Consider the following 17,623-nt stretch of genomic DNA (forward strand, 5'->3'; position numbering starts at 1 on the left):
GCGGTCAGTCCACGACGAGCGTGTCGGCGAGGCCGTAGTCGATGGCCTGCTGGGCAGTGAAGATGCGGTCCCGGTCGGTGTCCCGGCGCAGACGTTCGACGGTCTGCCCGGTGTGTGTGCTCAGGATCGCCTCGGTCTGCGAACGGACCCGCATGATCTCCGCCGCCTGCAGCGCCAGGTCGGAGATCGTGCCGTTGCCCTGCGTGGACGGCTGGTGCAGCAGAACCCGGGAATGCGCCAGCACGTGGCGGTGCCCCTTCGTTCCCGCGGACAGGAGGACCGCGGCGGCGGACGCCGCCTGACCCATGCAGTACGTGGCGATGGTCGGACGGAGGAACTGCATCGTGTCGTAGATGGCGAGCATCGCGGTGGTGGAGCCGCCGGGGGAGTTGATGTACAGCCCGATCTCCCGGTCGGAGCTGTCCGCCTGCAGGTGGAGCAATTGCGCCATCACGACATTGGCGACTCCGTCGTCGATCTCTGTGCCGAGGAACACGATCCGCTCGTTCAGCAGGCGACTGAAGATGTCGAACGACCGTTCGCCTGCCGGGGTGCGTTCGATGACGTGGGGAATGGTGTACGAAGACATGGCGTCACAGTCCAATTCTCGGGGCGGTGGTGTGCGGGGCGATCTCGGCGAACGAGGACACGACACGATCGACGATCCCGTAGTCGCGGGCCTCGTCGGCCGTGAACCAGCGGTCCCGGTCGCTGTCCTCGGCGATCTCCTCGACCGGGTGACCCGTCTCGGCCGCGAGGATTTCCTGCGACTGGCGCTTCATCCGTTCGAGGCTCTCGGCCTGAATGGCAATGTCGACCGCGGTGCCGCCGATGCCTGCGGACGGCTGGTGCATCATGATGCGGCTGTGCGCCAGGCTGATCCGCTTGCCGGGGGTTCCCGAGCACAGCAGCACCTGTCCCATGCTGGCGGCGAAACCCATGGCGACGGTCACCACGTCGTTGGGTACGAGTTTCATCGTGTCGTAGATGGCGAGGCCGGCGAAGACCGAGCCGCCCGGAGAATTGATGTAGAGCACGATGTCACGGTTGGGGTCGGCGGCCGCGAGCAGCACCAGTTCCGAGCAGACCCGCTCGGCCATGGCATCGTCCACCTCGCCGGTGAGGAGGATCGTGCGCTGGCGAAACAGTCTGTCCGCCAGCAGGTCGCGGTAGTTCAGGTCGGTGAGTGTGGCAGTGGTCATGTCTCAGTACTACCGCCGGACCGGCGCCGGACCCGCGATTGTCTGCTGTGGGCAGACGATGACACCGGCTGTCCCGCGCGGTGGACCCGGAGTGTGACGCAGATCGCGTGGGTGGCGAACCTGCACCCCGGCGGCCGTGAGCTGGGGGTCCGTCAGGGGAGATGACCGGGAGAAGTCCGAGGAGTGAACGTCCGGCCTCCGTTGGGTGAACGGGAAAAACAGACCGCTCGGACAGTGGAATCGACCGTGCGCGAGGGGGACCTTGCTGTTTAGGGTGCCCTCATGCACGTTCTGTTCGTCTGTAGCGGGAACGTCTGCCGCTCACCGATCGCAGAGCGGCTGACGCGCGCATACGCGGCGGTCCACGATCTGCCGCACCTCACCGCCGAGAGCGCGGGGGTGCGGGCCCTCGTCGGCTTCCCGATCGAACCGGTTGCCGCGCGCGTCATCGAAGGTCTCGGTGCGAGCGCCGACGGTTTCCGGGCACGTCGCCTGCGGCCCGAGATGATCAAACGCGCCGACCTCGTCCTCGCGATGACCGAGCAGATCCGGGATCGTTCGATGGAACTGCTTCTCGGGACGAGCCATTGCACGTTCACGCTCCCGGAAGCCCGCCGGATCGTCGTCGACACCGGTGCCCGCACCGTCGCCGAGCTCGCTGTCGCCCGCCGCGACTACGGGGAGGTCGACGAGCCGAACATCAGCGACCCGGTGGGGCTGGCCGAGTCGGCGTTCACCGCGGTGGGCGATCGGATCGCGGCCGAATTGATTCCCCTGCTCGATGCTCTGGATCTCGCGAGCGGCGAGAAGAGGGAACCGGAACGGGAACCCGAGCCCGAACTCCGTGTGGAGGCCGAACCCCCGGCAGCCCCGGTCCTTCACCTGCCGTTGTCGCCGCGGCCGTTGATCGCGGCGCGGGCGGCGTCGTCGATTCTCGACTATCCCCTCAGCTGGTCGCGCTGAACTGGTAGTTCGCGAATCTTTCGTCCACCTGTTCGGCGGTGAGCCCGAACTCCTCGAGCGTGTACCTGTGCGAGGGGCGGCGGTCGCCGCGGCGGCTGTCGGCGTGCATCGCCGCCATCGCGCCCTGGGCCTGCGCCGTGAGTTCGAGGCCGAAATGCGTGTAGATCCCGTCCACGGTGCCGAGCGGGTCGGCCACGAAGTCGTGATAGTCGACGTCGATGAACTGGGCGGGATTGTGTTCGGCGCGTGCCGCGGTGAACTGTTCGAGCCCGCGGGCCCACAGTTCGAGCTGGCTCTCCCCGATGACGCTGCCCCGGAATTTCTCCGACCATCCTTCGGTCGCCTGTTCCGCCAGGCTGCACACCGACGGAACGATTGTGCGCGGCGGCCGGTGGGTCTGAATGATCAGTGCGTCCGGATACACCGCCAGCAGTTCGTCGAGCGCGAACAGGTGGCTGGGGTTCTTCAGCACCCAGCGGCGATCTCGATCGGGCAGCCCGATCAGTTGCAGATTCTTCTTGTGCCGCTGATATGCGTTCGTCCAGTCCTGGTGCTCGAGCCAGCGGGAGTACGTCGGAATCGACGCCAGGCATTCGTAGGAGATCGATTTGAAGGTCTGCCGCAGCAACTGCCAGCACTCCTCGACCTCGCCGGCCGACATGTAATGCACGCCCATGAATTCGGGGCGCTCGATGTGGTGACGGCTGAACGACTCCTCGATCTTCTGGAACACGGGATTCGAGTCCCACGTCTCGCGCGGCGGCCGGGGTTGAGGCATCTCGGTCAGCCACATCTCCAGACCCTGATGCGACGGGTCCGCGGTGAGCAGCCGGTGCAGCGCCGTCGTCCCCGTGCGGGGAAGCCCGGTGACGAAGATCGGCCGCTCGATCCGCACGTCCGCGTGCTCGGGGTGCTGCTTCCACGCCGCCTCGCTGAGCAGGCGCGCCACCAGGGCGCCGCGGAGGAACACCCGGGACACCTTGCTGCCGAGCGGGGTCAGCTGCTCGTCGGTGTGATACGAGTCCAGCAGGACGCCGAGGGCCTCGGTGTAGTCGTCCCCGCCGAAGTCGGTGAGACCGGTCAGGCGGGTGGCCGAGGCGTGCAGGTCCTCGACGGTGCCGACGGTGGTGCGCTCGCTCATGATGCTCCGGTTCTGCTCGCTAGTGGTGGAATTCGCCGCAGTTGACGTCGAGGCACTGGCCGGTCACGCCACTTGCCAACGGGGAGGCCAGGAAGATCACGGCGTCGGCCACCTCGTCGGTGGTGGGAAGCCTCTTCAGGTCGGTGTTGGCGGCGGTGTGTTCGTAGATCTGCTCGACGGTCGTCCCGTACTTCTCGGCCTGGTGTGTGAAGTACTGTTTCAGCGTGTCACCCCAGATGTATCCGGGAGCAACGGAATTGACGCGGATTCCCTGTGGCCCCAACTCGGTGGCGAGGGACTGCGACGTGGCGAGCAGGGCGGACTTGGCCATCTTGTAGCTGCCGTACCGCTCCTGGGAGTGCCGGAGCACCATCGAATTGATGTTCACTACCGCCCCGTTCGCCTCGGCGAGGGCGGGCGTGAACAGTTGGGTGAGGCGCAGGGCGCCGAGCACGGTCAGCTCGAAGCTGCTACGGATGTGGTCGAAATCCGTGCGGGCCAGCGGTTTCATCGACGGAACCGTGAACGCATTGTTGATCAGGACATCGACCGTGCCGTACGCATCGGTCGCCGCGGACACCAGGTTCTCCGCCGAGGCCTGATCGGTGATGTCGGTCGGCACCGTCACCGCGCGACGCCCCGCGGCGATGATCTCCTTCGCCACCTCGTCGAGGCGCGACGCGGTGCGGGCCGCGAGCACCACGTCCGCGCCCGCACCTGCGCAGCGGACGGCGAGCGTGCGCCCCAGCGCGGGTCCGACACCGGAGATGACGACCACCTTGTCCTGCAACAGTTGTGGAGTGCTCACGGCGGTCACCCCAGCATCCGGTCGGCCACGGCGGCCTGGCGTGCGGCGATGCGGTCGGCGAAGTCCTCGGGCGAGATCTTGTTGGAATCGTAATACGGCAGTTTTCGATGGATCTCGTCGAACTTCACGACCTCGATCCGGGGCCCGTCGTCCGGGGTCAGTTCGCGGGATACGCGTTGCCAGCGGAATTGCAGGTACCCGCGGAGGTGTCCGACGGTGGCGATCCAGTTGGCGACTCCGGGATTGCGCTCGCTGACGACGAGACGGATGTGGTCGTCGGGATCCACCTGGGACTGGGAGACGTTCAGCGAGGTCTGGTGATTCACGTAGTCGAGGGAGATGTACCACATGCTGCCCAGCTGAAAACCCTGATAGGGCACATCGGCTTTCGGGACGGTGATGACGATCGCTTCGTCCTCGGCGAGTTCGTAGTGTCCGACGGAGGAGTACTGCGTGGCGAGACCGCCCGGTGTCAGCCGGGGTTCGGTCATCGTGTTCACCGGTAGGTTCAGGTAGAACCACTCCGGGAACTGCAGCCACGTCTTGACCCGTGACACCAGTGCGGTGCCGGCGTGGGCGTAGCGCTTCTCGACGGTCTCGCGAGTGAGAGGCGCGGGGGCGGTGCCGATCGTGTCCGCCCGGGCGATGCGGATGGTGCCGGGCCGCTGACTCCAGTCGCTGTACACCTCCCGGACCACCAGTTGCGACGAACCCGGCGCCAGGGTGAAGTAGTTGCGCCGGCCGGCGCTCTCGTCCGGGCCGAACCGAACCTCGAACGAATCGTCGTCCGCGATGTCGATCTCCCGGTCGTCGAACGCGGTGACGCTGCCGGGAACGTGTGCGGCCGTGTAGTTCCCGTTCAATATCTGAAAACTCAGGTCGGCGGTGGTGCCGCGCCGCCCGGTGACCACGTATTCGACGTCGTCGTCGATCCGCGTGCCGAAGTACAGAGTGTCGGGATTGTCGAGGCCCATCTTCATGTACGGGCCGGTGCCCGAGATGAACGCCGGGTGCGACCGTTCGGAGGCCCACGCGGCGTGCGTCGTCGCGAGAATGCCGCCGGCGAGGTACTGGTACCCCTCGAGCAGGTCCTGTTCGGTGCGGATGTGGGGGGCGCTCTCGATCAGTTTCTCGGCCTCGGCCATGGCGTCGGCGAATGGGTCGGTCAGCACACCGTGCTCCTCACGAAGGGGTGGTACAAATATGTACCTGCGTGGTAGAACGTTGATGAACCGACAATAGAACGTGTTCTAAGGAGTGGTCAATGGGGCACGAGGACGAGGCAACCGACCGGGTCCAGGGTCGGCGGTCGCCGCCCACCGAGCGTGTGGTGCAGGTGCTCGACTTCCTGGTGGCGCGCAAGGAGCACCGCTTCGGGTTGTCGGAACTCGCCCGGCAACTCGACATCAGCAAGCCGACGTGCCTGGGGATACTCGCCGAACTCGCCCGCGGCGGCTACCTCGTCCGGGACCCAGCAACCAAGACGTACGGCCTGGGCCCGGCGCTCATCGCGGCCGGGCGCGCGGCTCAGCAGGGGTTCGCGGCCGGGCCGGTGGCGCGCAGGCATCTCGCCGCGCTCAGCGACGAATTCCGGACCACGTGTACGGCGTCGGCGGTGGTCGGCGACCGCATCGCCGTCCTCGAACTGACCAGCCCGCCGGGCGTCCGGGCGGCGGCCAAGGTAGGGGAGATGTACCCGTTCGCGCCGCCCGTCGGGCTGATGTACGTGTTGTGGGACGGCGACGACGCGCTGCAGTCGTGGCTGCGGCGCGAGCCGACGCTGCCGGTGCGCCTGGACCGGGACCGGTTGCGCGCGGTGGTCGAGGAGTGCTCCCGCACCGGGTACCTCGTCGAGACGCTCACTCCGGTCGGGCAGCGCCTGCACACGCTGATGGCCGGCGTCGCCGCGCACGATCTGCCGCCGGAGTTGCGCGACGTTCTCGGTGAGATGGTGTCCAGCCTGGGGGAGCGGGTGTACCTGGACGCCGAACGCGCGGACCTCGCCGCGCCGCATCCCGTCAGTCTCGTCGCCGCGCCGACATACGACGCCGAGGGTCATCAGGCCATGGTCCTCACGCTCTACGTGGGCGCCGAACTCGCGCCGTCCGAGATCGCGCGGCGGGGCAAGGCTCTCGCCGCGGCCGCCGACGCGATCACGTCGGAGGTGGGCGGTCGCCGGCCCCGGTGACGATCCGGCATTGACCGCAATCTGAAACACGTTCTATTCTCGGAGGTGCATTCGTTTTCGACCGGCCTGGTCCAAATATGAACCACCGGTATGTCACTCGCGACGAGGAGTCGCCCATGACCGCACCGCCCGTGTACGAGTTGTCCCACCTCGGCGCGCTGGAAGCAGAGGCTGTGCACATCTTCCGAGAAGTGGCCGCCACGTTCGAGCGTCCGGTGTTGCTGTTCTCCGGCGGCAAGGACTCGGTGGTGATGCTGCGCGTCGCCGCCAAGGCGTTCTGGCCCGCACCGCTTCCGTTCGCCGTCATGCACGTGGACACGGGCCACAACTTCGACGAGGTCATCGAGTTCCGCGACCGGACCGTCGCCCGCCTCGACCTGCGGATGGTGGTGTCGAGCGTGCAGGACGACATCGATGCCGGGCGGGTCAGCGAGGAGACCGGGCCGCGTGCGAGCCGCAACCGGCTCCAGACCACCGCACTGCTGCGCGGCATCCGCGAGAACGGCTTCGACGCCATCTTCGGCGGCGCCCGCCGCGACGAGGAGAAGGCCCGCGCGAAGGAGCGGGTCTTCAGTTTCCGGGACGAGTCCGGGCAGTGGGACCCGCGGGCGCAGCGTCCGGAATTGTGGAGCCTCTACAACGGCCGGCACCGCAAGGGTGAGCACATCCGGGTGTTCCCGCTGTCCAACTGGACCGAACTCGACATCTGGCAGTACATCAGCGCGGAGCGGATCGAGCTGCCGCCCCTGTACTACGCGCACCGGCGGGAGGTGGTCCCGCGCGACGGAATGCTGTTGGCGCACACCCGGTTCCTGACCCTGCTTCCCGGGGACGAGCCGTATGAGGCCCTCGTCCGATTCCGGACCGTCGGCGACGCCACCTGTACGGGCTGCGTCGAATCGTCGGCGACCAGCCCCGAGGCCGTCGTGACGGAGGTTGCCGCGAGCAGGCTGACCGAGCGCGGGGCCACCCGGGCGGACGACCGGATCTCCGAGGCCGGCATGGAAGACCGCAAGAAGGAAGGGTACTTCTGATGCCGCAACTACTCCGGGTCGCGACCGCGGGCAGCGTCGACGACGGCAAGTCCACCCTCATCGGCCGGTTGCTCTACGACTCGAAGGCGATCTTCGAGGATCAGCTCGAAGCGGTCGAGCGGACCAGTCGCGAACGCGGCGACGAGCACGCCGATCTGGCACTGCTCACCGACGGTCTGCGCGCCGAACGCGAGCAGGGCATCACCATCGACGTCGCTCACCGCTACTTCGCCACACCGCACCGCAAGTTCATCATCGCGGACACGCCGGGCCACGAGCAGTACACGCGGAACATGGTGACCGGGGCGTCGACCGCCGACCTCGCCCTGATCCTCGTCGACGCCCGCAAGGGAATCCTGGAGCAGACGCGGCGGCACGCCTTCATCGCCAGCCTCCTCGGGATTCCCCACCTCGTGCTGTGCGTCAACAAGATGGACCTCGTCGGGTGGTCCGAGGAGCGGTTCGAGGAGATCAAGGAGGAGTTCCGGCAGTTCGCGATCAAACTGGAGGTCCACGACCTCACGTTCGTCCCGGTGTCGGCGCTGCGCGGCGACAACATCGCCCAACGCACGGTCAACATGCCGTGGTACGAGGGCGCGTCGCTGCTGCACTACCTCGAGCAGGTGCACGTGGCCTCCGACCGCAACCTCATCGACGCGCGGTTCCCGGTGCAGTACGTGGTTCGCCCGCAGCGCCAGACCGATTCGGCTTTGCACGATTTCCGCGGCTACGCAGGCACGGTCGCGAGCGGCGTGTTCAAACCGGGCGACGAGGTGGTGGCGCTGCCCTCGGGTTTCATCACGACGGTCAGTGCCATCTGGGGTCCCGGGGGTACCCGCCTGGACGAGGCGTTCGCGCCGTCGGCGGTGTGCATACAGCTGGCCGACCAGCTGGACGTGAGCCGCGGAGACGTCCTGTGCCGCCCCAACAACCGTCCCCTCGTCGGGCAGGAACTCGACGCGATGGTCTGCTGGTTCAGCGAACACTCCGCGCTCACACCGGACGCGCGGTACACGCTGCTGCACACCACCCGCGCGACCAGGGCAACCGTCGAGCGGCTCGACTACCGGCTCGACGTCAACACCCTGCACCGTGACGAGTCCGCACAATCGCTCTCACTCAACGAGATCGGCCGCATTCAGCTGAAGACGGCGCAGCCGCTGATGTTCGATCCCTATCGCCGCAACCACGTGACGGGCAGTTTCATCCTCGTCGACGAGTCGACCCACAACACCGTGGCCGCGGGCATGATCACCGGGCCGACGCTGTCGCGTTCGAAGGTGGTGTGGCATGCGGCAGCCGTGTCGCGCGAGGAGCGGGCCTCCCGGGGTCGCACCGTGTGGCTGACCGGACTGTCTGCGTCGGGAAAGTCGACGGTCGCCGTGGAACTCGAGCGACGACTGGTCGCGTCCGGGGTGCCCGCCTACCGCCTCGACGGCGACAATCTGCGCCACGGTCTCAACGCCGACCTCGGTTTCAGCGCGACGGACCGCGCCGAGAACGTCCGCCGCGTCGGCGCCGTGGCCGGGCTGCTGGCCGACTCGGGGGTGGTCGCGATCGCCTCGCTGATCAGCCCCTACCGCGCCGACCGGGACCGGGTCCGGGAACTGCACCGGGCTGCCGGGATCGACTTCGTCGAGGTGTTCGTCGACACGCCGGTGGAACAGTGCGAGGCGCGGGATCCCAAAGGCATGTACGCGAAAGCGCGTGCGGGGGAGATCTCCGGATTCACCGGGGTCGACGATCCGTACGAGGCCCCCGAGAACGCCGAACTCGTCCTCCGGCCCGAGGACGGCACGCCGACCGAACAAGCCGAGAAAATTATGGAATTGTTGAGACGTGACTACTGACGCGCGACTCGCGGCCGACATCGCCTCCGGCGCCGGTGCCCTCCTGCTGGACATCCGCACCGCTGGACTCGGATCGGCGGACGGTCGCGAACTGGGTAGGCGCGGCGACGTCGCCGCCGACGCGTTCATTCTCGGCAAGCTCTCCGCGGAGCGACCGGACGACGCGGTCCTCTCGGAGGAGTCGGCCGACGACCGGTCGCGGTTGGAGAGCGCGAGAGTGTGGATCATCGATCCCCTCGACGGTTCCAAGGAGTACGGCCTGCCGGGGCATTCGGACTGGGCCGTGCACGTCGCGCTGTGGGAACGCGGTCGCGGCATCACGGCGGCCGCGGTCGCGCAACCGGCGCTGGGAGCCGTGTATGCCAGCGACGACGACAGTCACGCGGTGCACGCCGAGCAGCTCCCGGCACGCCCGCGTATCGTGGTGAGCGCCAGCAGGCCGCCGGCCTTCGTCGACGCCGTCGCGACCGAGATCGGTGCCGAGGTCTCCACCATGGGTTCGGCGGGCGCGAAGGCGATGGCCGTGCTCCGCGGAGACGTGGACGCCTACGTCCACGCGGGCGGCCAATGGGAATGGGACTCGGCCGCACCGGTCGGCGTCGCGATGGCGGCGGGTCTGCACTGCTCGCGGATCGACGGAACACCGTTGGACTACAACGAATCCCACCCCTACCTGCCCGACCTCCTGATCTGCCGGCCGGAGTTGGCGCAGCCCCTGCTGGCCGCGATCGCGAAGCACGCCACCGACACCGCCGACAGCGGCCGGGTCGCGATGGCCCGCGCCTACATCGACGCCCTGGTCAGTCACGACGCCACCAAGGTGCGTCTGGCGGACACCGCGTGGCGGGTGGAGAACGGTCAGCGCACCGGCGAATCGGGGGCCTTCATCCGGGACGAACTCGAGAATGGCCTGCAGTACCAGGCCATCCAGGCCGTCCGCGATCTCTCCTTCCACGAGTGGGGCGACAATGTCGTGGCCCGGTTCCTGCTCGATCTCGGGGCCACCCCCACCGAGGTGACCTCCGTTCGGATCACCGAGCACTTCGACATCCCGGCGGGGGCTATCCACTCCGTCATGGCCATCGTCGAACCGTCCTCGATCGAAAGGGAGAACCGATGACCCCGGATGAGTTGGTCACCCAATTCTGCGCCGAGTGGATCGAGCCCGATCCGGCGAAGATCGCCGGATATTTCGCGGAAGACGCCATTTACCACAACATTCCGATGGAGCCGGTGATCGGGAGGGACGCGATTCGTGAGTTCATCGCCGGTTTCATCGTGGCCTTCGGCGGCATCGACTTCCGGGTGCACCGGCAGGTCACCGACGGCGGGCAGAGCCCCAACGCCGACGAGTCGAGTGGTGTGGTGATGAACGAACGGATCGACGTGTTCACCCTGAACGGCACCGTCGTCGAGTTGCCCGTCGTCGGCGTCTTCGAGATCACCGGCGGCAAGATCACCACGTGGCGCGACTACTTCGACATGGCGCCGATCCAGGCCGCGGCCGGCGGACAGTAACGCCAATGTTGACGTCAGGTTCAAGTTGGTTCTACGCTGAACCGGGGGTATGACGACCGTCACATCCGGAGAGGCGAGCCTGCATGAGCCAGATCAACACGGTCCGCGGACCGATCGACAGCGCCGAACTCGGACGCACCTACATGCACGAGCACGTGTTCGTGCTGACCCCCGACATGCAGCAGAACTACCCCGACGAGTGGGGGAGCGAGAACGAGCGCGTCGCCGACGCCGTCACCAAATTGCGGGCGCTGGCCGAGCAGGGTGTGCGAACGATCGTCGATCCCACCGTCGTGGGACTCGGGCGGTACATTCCGCGCATCCAGCGGGTCGCCGAACAGCTTCCCGAGCTGAACATCGTTGCCGCGACAGGGCTCTACACCTACGACGACGTGCCGTTCTTCTTCCACTACCGGGGTCCGGCGCTCGACGCGATGGTGGGTACCGCGGTCCCCGACCCGATGGTCGACATGTTCGTCAAGGACATCGAGGAGGGGATCGCCGACACGGGGGTCCGCGCGGGCCTGCTCAAGTGCGCGATCGACCATCAGGGGCTCACGCCGGGGGTCGAGCGGGTGATGCGGGCGGTCGCGAAGGCGCACCGTCGCACCGGTGTTCCCGTCACCGTGCACACCCACCCCGGCAGCGAGGCAGGGTGGCACGTCAAGCGGGTGATGTGCGACGAAGAGGGGGTGCGGCCCGACCGGATCGTGCTCGGCCACAGCGGCGACAGCACCGACGTCGAGCACCTGACCAGCCTCGCCGAGGCGGGATTCGTCCTCGGAATGGACCGGTTCGGCATCAACCTCGAGACCACGTTCGAAGCGCGCGCCGACACGCTCGTCGAGATGTGCCGCCGCGGGTTCGCGGGGCAGATGGTCCTGTCGCAGGACGCCTCCTGCTACATCGACTGGATCGACCCCGCCCTGATGGCGGCCCTGCCGCAGTGGCACTACCTGCACATCGAGAACGACGTGCTGCCCCACGTCCGGGAGCGGGGTGTCACCGAGAAAATGATCACCGAGATGCTCGTCGAGGTGCCCCGTCGATACTTCGAGAACGTCGGCACCTACTGACATGTCGCGCCCGCGAATCGCACCGACGGCACCCGTCACGGCCCGGGGCGTCCGTACCCGCGACCGCCTCGTCGCCGCTGCGAGGGTGGTATTCGAGCGGGACGGATACCTCGACGCCCGCCTGGTCGACATCAGCAAGGAAGCCGGACTCTCGACCGGCTCCTTCTACACCTACTTCACCGGCAAGGAGGAGGTGTTCGCCGCGGTCGTGGAGGTGACGCAGAACGACCTGCTGCATCCCGGGATGGAGCGGGTCGAGGACGAGGGCGACGTGCACGCGGTGGTGGAGGCCAGCATCCGGGCATACCTGCACGCGTGCCGCCGGAATGCGCGACTGCTGGCCCTGCTCGAACAGGTCGCGCACGTCGACCCCGCCTTCCGTGATCTGGAGCGCTCCCGGGACGAGACCTTCTTCCTGCGTAACGCGCGAGCGATCGCCGATCTGCAGGACCGCGGTCTCGCCGACGCGTCGCTCGATCCGATGCTGACGTCGAAGGCGTTGTCCGCCATGGTCGGAAGGACCGCCTACGGCTACTTCGTCGGGCCGCCCAGCGAGCGGAGAACGCTCACGTTCGAGCAGTTGACCGCGGGGCTCGCGCGGATGTGGACGAACGCGCTGCGCGTCCCGGACCGCGTCCGAGATGCCCCTCAGTAACCGGGCGCGTGGAGGATGCGCAGGACGAGATCGGCGTTGATGTCGCCCAGTTCCGCCGGCGTGAATTCGCCGTCGGGGCTGTACCACCGGCAGATGTCGACCGCGAGCGACATGATCGCCAGGACTGCGACGCGCGGGTCGGGGATCAGGAACACCCCCTGATCGATCCCGTTCTTCACCTCGCGCATCGCGGCGACCCGGATCTGGAGGCGGGTCTCGGCCACCACCTCGTGATGTTCGGGGCTCAGATGCCTGCTCTCGTACTGCGCGATGCGTGCCCGCCGAAAATTCCGGGCATGCATGACGCTGAACTCCCGAACCAGTGCCCGGACGCGGTCGATCGGGTCGGTGAACGGTGCGACTGCGCTCAGCACCAGAGCGAGGGCGCGCTCGTTCGATCGGCGCACCAGTTGGAAGAGCAGATCCTCCTTGGACGGGAAGTGCACGTACATCGCGGAGGGGCTCATCCCTGCCATCGTGGAGATGTCCCTCGTGCGGGTGGCTTCGAAACCCTTGTCGGAGAACAGCGTCGTTGCCGCGAGGAGCAGGCGTTCCTCGGATGTCGGCGGGCCCGGGGTCGGCTCCTCGGTCGCGGACGCGTCGTCTCGCAGTTCGGTCATCGGTGGTCCTCTCCGCCGAATCGAGCTTGGTCCGTGTCGGCGGGATTCGGCAAGATCAATCCCCTCGAGTGATTGACATCACACCGCTATTCAAACACACTAAGCAAGCGCTCACTGACTTGAAGTTGGCGTCATGTTCTGAAAAATCTCGTTCCCACGTCCACACGCAGACCTATCTCGAGGAGTGATCGGATGACTACATCCGCGGTGCAGCCGAGTAAGGACACAGCCGTCTCACGCACGCGTGCACATCGGAAACTGCTTGCGGCGGGACTCGTCGGCAGCTCGATCGAGTGGTACGACTTCTTCCTGTACGGAACCGCTGCGGCACTGGTCTTTCCCCACGTCTTCTTCCCCGACTCGTCGGCGTTGGTGGGTACCCTGCTCTCGTTCAGCACCTTCTGGGCCGGTTTCGTCGCACGCCCGCTCGGTGGCCTCGTCGCCGGTCACTTCGGCGACAAGTACGGCCGCAAACCGGCCGTCGTCACCTGCCTGCTGTTCATGGGACTCGCGACGTTCCTCATCGGGTGCCTTCCCGGCGCCGCGACGATCGGCGTCGCGGCCCCGATCCTGCTGGTCGTCCTGCGGTTCGTCCAGGGCATCGCCTGCGGCGGCCAATGGGGTGGGATCGTGCTGCTGCTCACGGAGTCGGCGAGCCCCAAACGCAGGGGATTCTCCGGCACATTCGGGCAGATGGGCGTCTCGTTCGGCGTCCTGCTCGGCAACCTCGTGTTCCTCGGCGCCACCGCGGCCATCTCGAACGAGGCGTTCCTCAGCTGGGGATGGCGCATCCCGTTCTTCGCCAGCGCACTCCTGTTCCCGGTCGTGCTCTACATCCAGACCAAGGTCGAGGACACTCCCGAATTCCGGGACCTGCAGGAGCAGGCGCAGAAGAAGAACGAGACCGTCGTCCGCGCACCGCTGACCCAGGCGATCAAGGACCACTGGCGCAAGATCCTGCTCGGCTGCGGACTGCTCGCGGCGACCAATTCCCTGTTCTACATTTCCATCGCCGGGGTGCTCAGCTACGGCACCGCGGAACTGGGGATGAAACGCAACGACCTGCTCGCGATCTCGCTGCTCAGCGCCGCACTCACCGTCGGTGTCGTCCTGTGGTCCGGGCACATGTCCGACAAGATCGGACGCCGCCCGATGATCCTGATCGGTGCGGCGATGATCATCGTGTGGGCGTTCCCCTACTTCTGGCTGATCAACACCCGGAACCTGCTGCTGTTCTTCGTCGCCGTCACGGTCGGCAGCGTGTTCCAGTCCATGACGTACGGGCCGATCGCCGCGTACATGGGTGAACTGTTCGCTCCCAACGTGCGGTATTCGGCGGCGTCGCTCGCTTACCAACTGGCGGCGATCACGGTGAGCGGCGGTACCCCGTTCATCATGACCGCGCTGATCGCCCAGACCGGCACCACCACGTTCGTCGCCGTCTTCGTCGCGCTGATGGGACTGGTCACGCTCCTGTGCGCGTGGAAGCTCCGCGAGACCAATACCGCCGAGGTCCGGAACGATCCCGCCGCCGTACCCGGCGCCCAGTTCTACTAGACGGTCCCGGCGCCGCCGAACCCGACACGAGTGTGCCGTCGCGTGCCTGCCGTCGCAGCGCCTCCAGATTCTGCCGCATCTGCGGCCGCATGTCCTGGTGCTGCGGCTGCAGGCGCGTGTAGAGCGACAGCAGCGGGCGGTAGGGCAGTACGTCGATCCGATACGCATGCGTCACCAGGGTCCCGTCGCCGTCGGCCCGGAAGGTGTACGACCAGGTGGTCGAGTCGTGGTACAGCGGGTTTCGCCGATCGGACACCGTGTGGAATTCGAACTTTTCGCCCGGATCGGCGGCGGTCACCTCGCACACCCGGGACCATCGCGCGTGGTGCGCGCGGTTGTGCCCCCGGAATCGGGCGCCCACGGTGCCCGGCGATCGTCCCGGGAGCCACGCGCAGCTGCGGCACTCGGGGCTACGTTCGCTGATCCGGGTGACATCGGCGACCGCGTCGTACAGCGGCCGGGCCGGGACGCCGATCCACAGTTCCGCCGAGCCCTCGGTGCGCAGCGGTCGACGGAGCCGCGGGCTGACGTCGACGTCGGCGCCCCACCGGGCGGCGCACGCCCGCCGATACGGCTGTTCGAACACATGGAGCAACATGAACCGGGTGGCGGGACCGACCTTGCGCACGGTGACGTCGTAGTCTTCCCGGTCGACGCCGTCGACGATCCAGTGAGCTTCGATCCCCAGCTCGCGCTTGGTCTTCGAGGCGACGAACACCCGCTGTTCCACGTCGTCCCACTGACGGCGAGTCAGGGTTCGGGCGACGACCGGCATCATCTCGTCCTCCTCACGCTGCAGATGCGGCAGCAGAACCCGTTCGAGAGCGGTGAGGGCATCCGAAAGGTCTTCTCGGGCATCCGGATGCGCACGATATTCGATCGCCGCGGCGGTAACCCGCTCCATCTCGCGGTCGATTCGCGCATGGTCGGTCTCCATCGCGTCGAGAAGTGCCCCGGCGCCCGGGTTCAACTTTCGGACCAGCGGCCACAGCCCGCGGTCCTCACCGCTGTGGTGCAGGTGCAGGAAATGCATCATCCACACCAGATGATCGGCGAGGGCGACCCGTTGGCGCTGCGCGGGCGGAGGTGCTGTGCGCAATACCGGTGCAGCGCGAGCGAGATCGCGGCGCAGCGCGTTGTGCACGATGCGCATGATGCGCGTGTCGGCGGGAGGGGGAGTGTCGGTTGTCATGACCTACTCCAGACAATGGTGCCCTGGTGTCACACCGGGCGGTCGAGGATTTCTTCGATGCGGTCTATCAGCCATGACTCGTAGCGGACACGACTCCACCCGCATTCGTCCACGAGCAGGGCGTAGACCTGGTCGTGGGTCTGGAGCCACAGTTCGTCGACCTGACCTGGGTGGGCGGGACGGCCCACGATCAGGTTTGCGACGTCGGTGACCGAGCGCCTGCGCTGCCCCTCCAGTTCGGCAGCGACCGCTGCGAGCGTGTCATCCGTCGTCGCACCCTGGCGGATTGCCATTGCCAGGCGATAGCTGCGCTCGTTGATACCGGCAACCATGCGCGCACTCATCTCGATGCGGTCGCCAGTGGTGCGGCCGGTACCGATCGCCGTATAGACGGGCCGGTCGGCCAACGGCACCTCCTCGTCGTCGCCGGCGACGGCGGTCTCCAGCGCCGACTTCAACAGGCCGGCCTTCGATCCGAACGTCGCGTAGACGGTTTCGACGGACACCGCCGCGTCCCGCGCAACTTCCCTCATGCCGGTGCCGACCCAGCCGCGCTCGGCGAACATTCGGGTGGCGGCGTCGAGTACCACCGCCCGCGTCTGAGCTGCCTGCATCCGGCGCAGCGGAGATCGGTACCGGCGGGTTCCGGATCCGCCTGGGGCCGTCGAATCGGACTCGACCTTCGCCATACCCCAATCCTAGAACGCTCAAGTTTTCAATACAACGCCGTTCTACCGATTTCTGCCCCGAACACGAATGCGGCCGTCACCGGGGTACGGTGGCGGCCGCGACGAGCCTGTCGAGCGTGCGGTCAGCTGATCTTCAGCACCAGCTTTCCGGTGTTGGCGCCGTCGAACAGCAGATTGAGGGTGCGGCCGAACGCCTCGACGCCCCCGGTCTCCACCTGCTCCCGGGTCACGATCTCCCCGGCGCGGATCCACTCCGACATCGCCTCCATGCCCTCGGGGAACCGGTCGAGGTAGTCGAACACGATGAATCCCGTCATCGACGCACGGTTGACCAACAGCGACAGATACCGGGAGGGGCCCGGCTGGGGGTCGGTGGCGTTGTATCCGGAAATCGCACCGCACAGCGCGACCCGGGCGTTCTTGCGGAGGCGGGCCAGTGCGGCGTCCAGAATCTCGCCGCCGACGTTGTCGAAATAGAGGTCGATGCCGTCCGGCGCGGCGGTGCGCAGGGCCTTGCCGACCGATTCGGACTTGTAGTCGATCGCCGCGTCGAAACCCAGTTCGCCGGTCAGCCACGCGCATTTCTCGGGGCCACCGGCGATGCCGATCACGGTGGCACCCTTCAGCCTGGCGATCTGCCCGGCAATGCTCCCGACGGCTCCCGCGGCCCCGGAGATGAGCACGGTGTCACCCTTCTCCAGCTTTCCGACGTCGGTGAGGCCGAAATAAGCGGTCATACCGGGGAAACCGAGGGCACCCAGCCACGTCGGTGCCGGGGCGAGCGATTCGTCGACGGCGAGAGCACCGCGGCCGTCGGAGAGCGCGAACTCCTGCACGCCGAACTGTCCGGAGACCAGCTGCCCCTCCGGGAACTTCGCGTTCTTCGACGCGACCACCCGGCCGACGGCGTGCGTGCGCATCACCTCACCGATCGCCACCGGAGGCACATACGACTTCACGTCGTCGAGCCATCCGCGCATCGCGGGATCGAGGGACACGTAGTCCACCTTCACGGTGAATTCGCCGTCCGCGGGTTCGGGAATCGGTTCGGACGTGATCTCCCAGGTGGAGTCGTCGGGACGGCCGACCGGACGCTTCGCCAGCCGGACCTGCCTGTTCACGGATGTCAC

Annotated in this window: 18 protein-coding genes; 9 read left to right on the forward strand and 9 right to left on the reverse strand. The window is 67.2% G+C overall.

The window, feature by feature from the left end; all coding sequences use genetic code 11:
• Nucleotides 1-4: 4 nt before the first annotated feature.
• Entirely contained in the window at nt 5-589 is a 585-nt protein-coding gene (locus tag H0B43_RS28950) for an ATP-dependent Clp protease proteolytic subunit (protein WP_185724787.1), read from the reverse strand.
• Nucleotides 590-593: 4 nt separating this feature from the next.
• The gene (locus tag H0B43_RS28955) at nt 594-1,202 is read right to left on the reverse strand and encodes a ClpP family protease (protein WP_185724786.1); all 609 of its coding nucleotides are present in this window, start codon (nt 1,200-1,202) and stop codon (nt 594-596) included.
• 282 nt (nt 1,203-1,484) lie between these two features.
• Here H0B43_RS28955 and H0B43_RS28960 point away from each other — a divergent pair, with 282 nt between their 5' ends.
• Nucleotides 1,485-2,165 carry a low molecular weight phosphatase family protein gene (locus H0B43_RS28960; RefSeq protein WP_185724785.1) on the forward strand — a complete coding sequence of 227 codons (681 nt, stop codon included), beginning with the start codon at nt 1,485-1,487 and terminating at the stop codon, nt 2,163-2,165.
• Here H0B43_RS28960 and H0B43_RS28965 read toward each other — a convergent pair.
• The 3 genes from H0B43_RS28965 to H0B43_RS28975 are packed head-to-tail and all read right to left on the reverse strand — an operon-like array spanning nt 2,149 to nt 5,286.
• Nucleotides 2,149-3,306 (reverse strand): sulfotransferase, encoded by a 1,158-nt coding sequence (locus tag H0B43_RS28965; RefSeq protein WP_185724784.1) that lies wholly within the window; start codon nt 3,304-3,306, stop codon nt 2,149-2,151. The two genes, H0B43_RS28960 and H0B43_RS28965, sit on opposite strands and share 17 nt — an antisense overlap.
• Before the next feature lie 19 nt (nt 3,307-3,325).
• Nucleotides 3,326-4,123 (reverse strand): SDR family oxidoreductase, encoded by a 798-nt coding sequence (locus tag H0B43_RS28970; RefSeq protein ID WP_185724783.1) that lies wholly within the window; start codon nt 4,121-4,123, stop codon nt 3,326-3,328.
• Nucleotides 4,120-5,286: a hypothetical protein gene (locus H0B43_RS28975; RefSeq protein WP_185724782.1), complete on the reverse strand. Its 1,167-nt coding sequence runs from the start codon at nt 5,284-5,286 to the stop codon at nt 4,120-4,122. The genes H0B43_RS28970 and H0B43_RS28975 overlap by 4 nt, the downstream gene beginning before the upstream one ends.
• A 92-nt stretch (nt 5,287-5,378) precedes the next feature.
• Here H0B43_RS28975 and H0B43_RS28980 point away from each other — a divergent pair, with 92 nt between their 5' ends.
• From H0B43_RS28980 to H0B43_RS29010, 7 genes are all read left to right on the forward strand, one after another.
• Nucleotides 5,379-6,302, forward strand: a complete 924-nt coding sequence (locus H0B43_RS28980; RefSeq protein WP_185724781.1) for a helix-turn-helix domain-containing protein — start codon at nt 5,379-5,381, stop codon at nt 6,300-6,302.
• Between the two features lie 116 nt (nt 6,303-6,418).
• Complete coding sequence (cysD, locus tag H0B43_RS28985; RefSeq protein ID WP_185724780.1) at nt 6,419-7,336, forward strand: sulfate adenylyltransferase subunit CysD; 918 nt, start codon at nt 6,419-6,421, stop codon at nt 7,334-7,336.
• Entirely contained in the window at nt 7,336-9,186 is a 1,851-nt protein-coding gene (gene cysC / locus H0B43_RS28990) for an adenylyl-sulfate kinase (RefSeq protein ID WP_185724779.1), read from the forward strand. The genes cysD and cysC overlap by 1 nt, the downstream gene beginning before the upstream one ends.
• Entirely contained in the window at nt 9,176-10,306 is a 1,131-nt protein-coding gene (locus H0B43_RS28995) for a 3'(2'),5'-bisphosphate nucleotidase CysQ (protein WP_185724778.1), read from the forward strand. Before cysC ends, H0B43_RS28995 begins: the two co-directional genes overlap by 11 nt.
• On the forward strand, nt 10,303-10,704 hold the full coding sequence (locus H0B43_RS29000; RefSeq protein ID WP_185724777.1) for a nuclear transport factor 2 family protein: 402 nt from the start codon (nt 10,303-10,305) through the stop codon (nt 10,702-10,704). Before H0B43_RS28995 ends, H0B43_RS29000 begins: the two co-directional genes overlap by 4 nt.
• 83 nt (nt 10,705-10,787) lie before the next feature.
• Nucleotides 10,788-11,780: a phosphotriesterase gene (locus H0B43_RS29005; RefSeq protein ID WP_185724776.1), complete on the forward strand. Its 993-nt coding sequence runs from the start codon at nt 10,788-10,790 to the stop codon at nt 11,778-11,780.
• 1 nt (nt 11,781) lies between these two features.
• Complete coding sequence (locus H0B43_RS29010; RefSeq protein ID WP_185724775.1) at nt 11,782-12,435, forward strand: TetR/AcrR family transcriptional regulator; 654 nt, start codon at nt 11,782-11,784, stop codon at nt 12,433-12,435.
• On the opposite strand, the gene H0B43_RS29015 is transcribed toward H0B43_RS29010, so the two are convergent.
• A complete protein-coding gene (locus H0B43_RS29015) occupies nt 12,429-13,055 on the reverse strand; it encodes a TetR/AcrR family transcriptional regulator (RefSeq protein ID WP_185724774.1) in 627 nt (208 codons plus the stop codon). The two genes, H0B43_RS29010 and H0B43_RS29015, sit on opposite strands and share 7 nt — an antisense overlap.
• A gap of 192 nt (nt 13,056-13,247) precedes the next feature.
• Between H0B43_RS29015 and H0B43_RS29020 the strand changes: the two genes are divergently transcribed.
• Nucleotides 13,248-14,612 carry an MFS transporter gene (locus tag H0B43_RS29020; protein WP_185724773.1) on the forward strand — a complete coding sequence of 455 codons (1,365 nt, stop codon included), beginning with the start codon at nt 13,248-13,250 and terminating at the stop codon, nt 14,610-14,612.
• On the opposite strand, the gene H0B43_RS29025 is transcribed toward H0B43_RS29020, so the two are convergent.
• The 3 genes from H0B43_RS29025 to H0B43_RS29035 form a co-directional block, all read right to left on the reverse strand.
• Nucleotides 14,521-15,804 carry a hemerythrin domain-containing protein gene (locus H0B43_RS29025; RefSeq protein ID WP_185724772.1) on the reverse strand — a complete coding sequence of 428 codons (1,284 nt, stop codon included), beginning with the start codon at nt 15,802-15,804 and terminating at the stop codon, nt 14,521-14,523. The two genes, H0B43_RS29020 and H0B43_RS29025, sit on opposite strands and share 92 nt — an antisense overlap.
• 29 nt (nt 15,805-15,833) lie before the next feature.
• The gene (locus tag H0B43_RS29030) at nt 15,834-16,493 is read right to left on the reverse strand and encodes a TetR/AcrR family transcriptional regulator (RefSeq protein WP_185724771.1); all 660 of its coding nucleotides are present in this window, start codon (nt 16,491-16,493) and stop codon (nt 15,834-15,836) included.
• A gap of 122 nt (nt 16,494-16,615) precedes the next feature.
• Nucleotides 16,616-17,623: an NADP-dependent oxidoreductase gene (locus H0B43_RS29035; RefSeq protein ID WP_185724770.1), complete on the reverse strand. Its 1,008-nt coding sequence runs from the start codon at nt 17,621-17,623 to the stop codon at nt 16,616-16,618.

It is taken from the genome of Rhodococcus sp. 4CII (assembly GCF_014256275.1).
Lineage (GTDB): Bacteria > Actinomycetota > Actinomycetes > Mycobacteriales > Mycobacteriaceae > Rhodococcus_F > Rhodococcus_F wratislaviensis_A.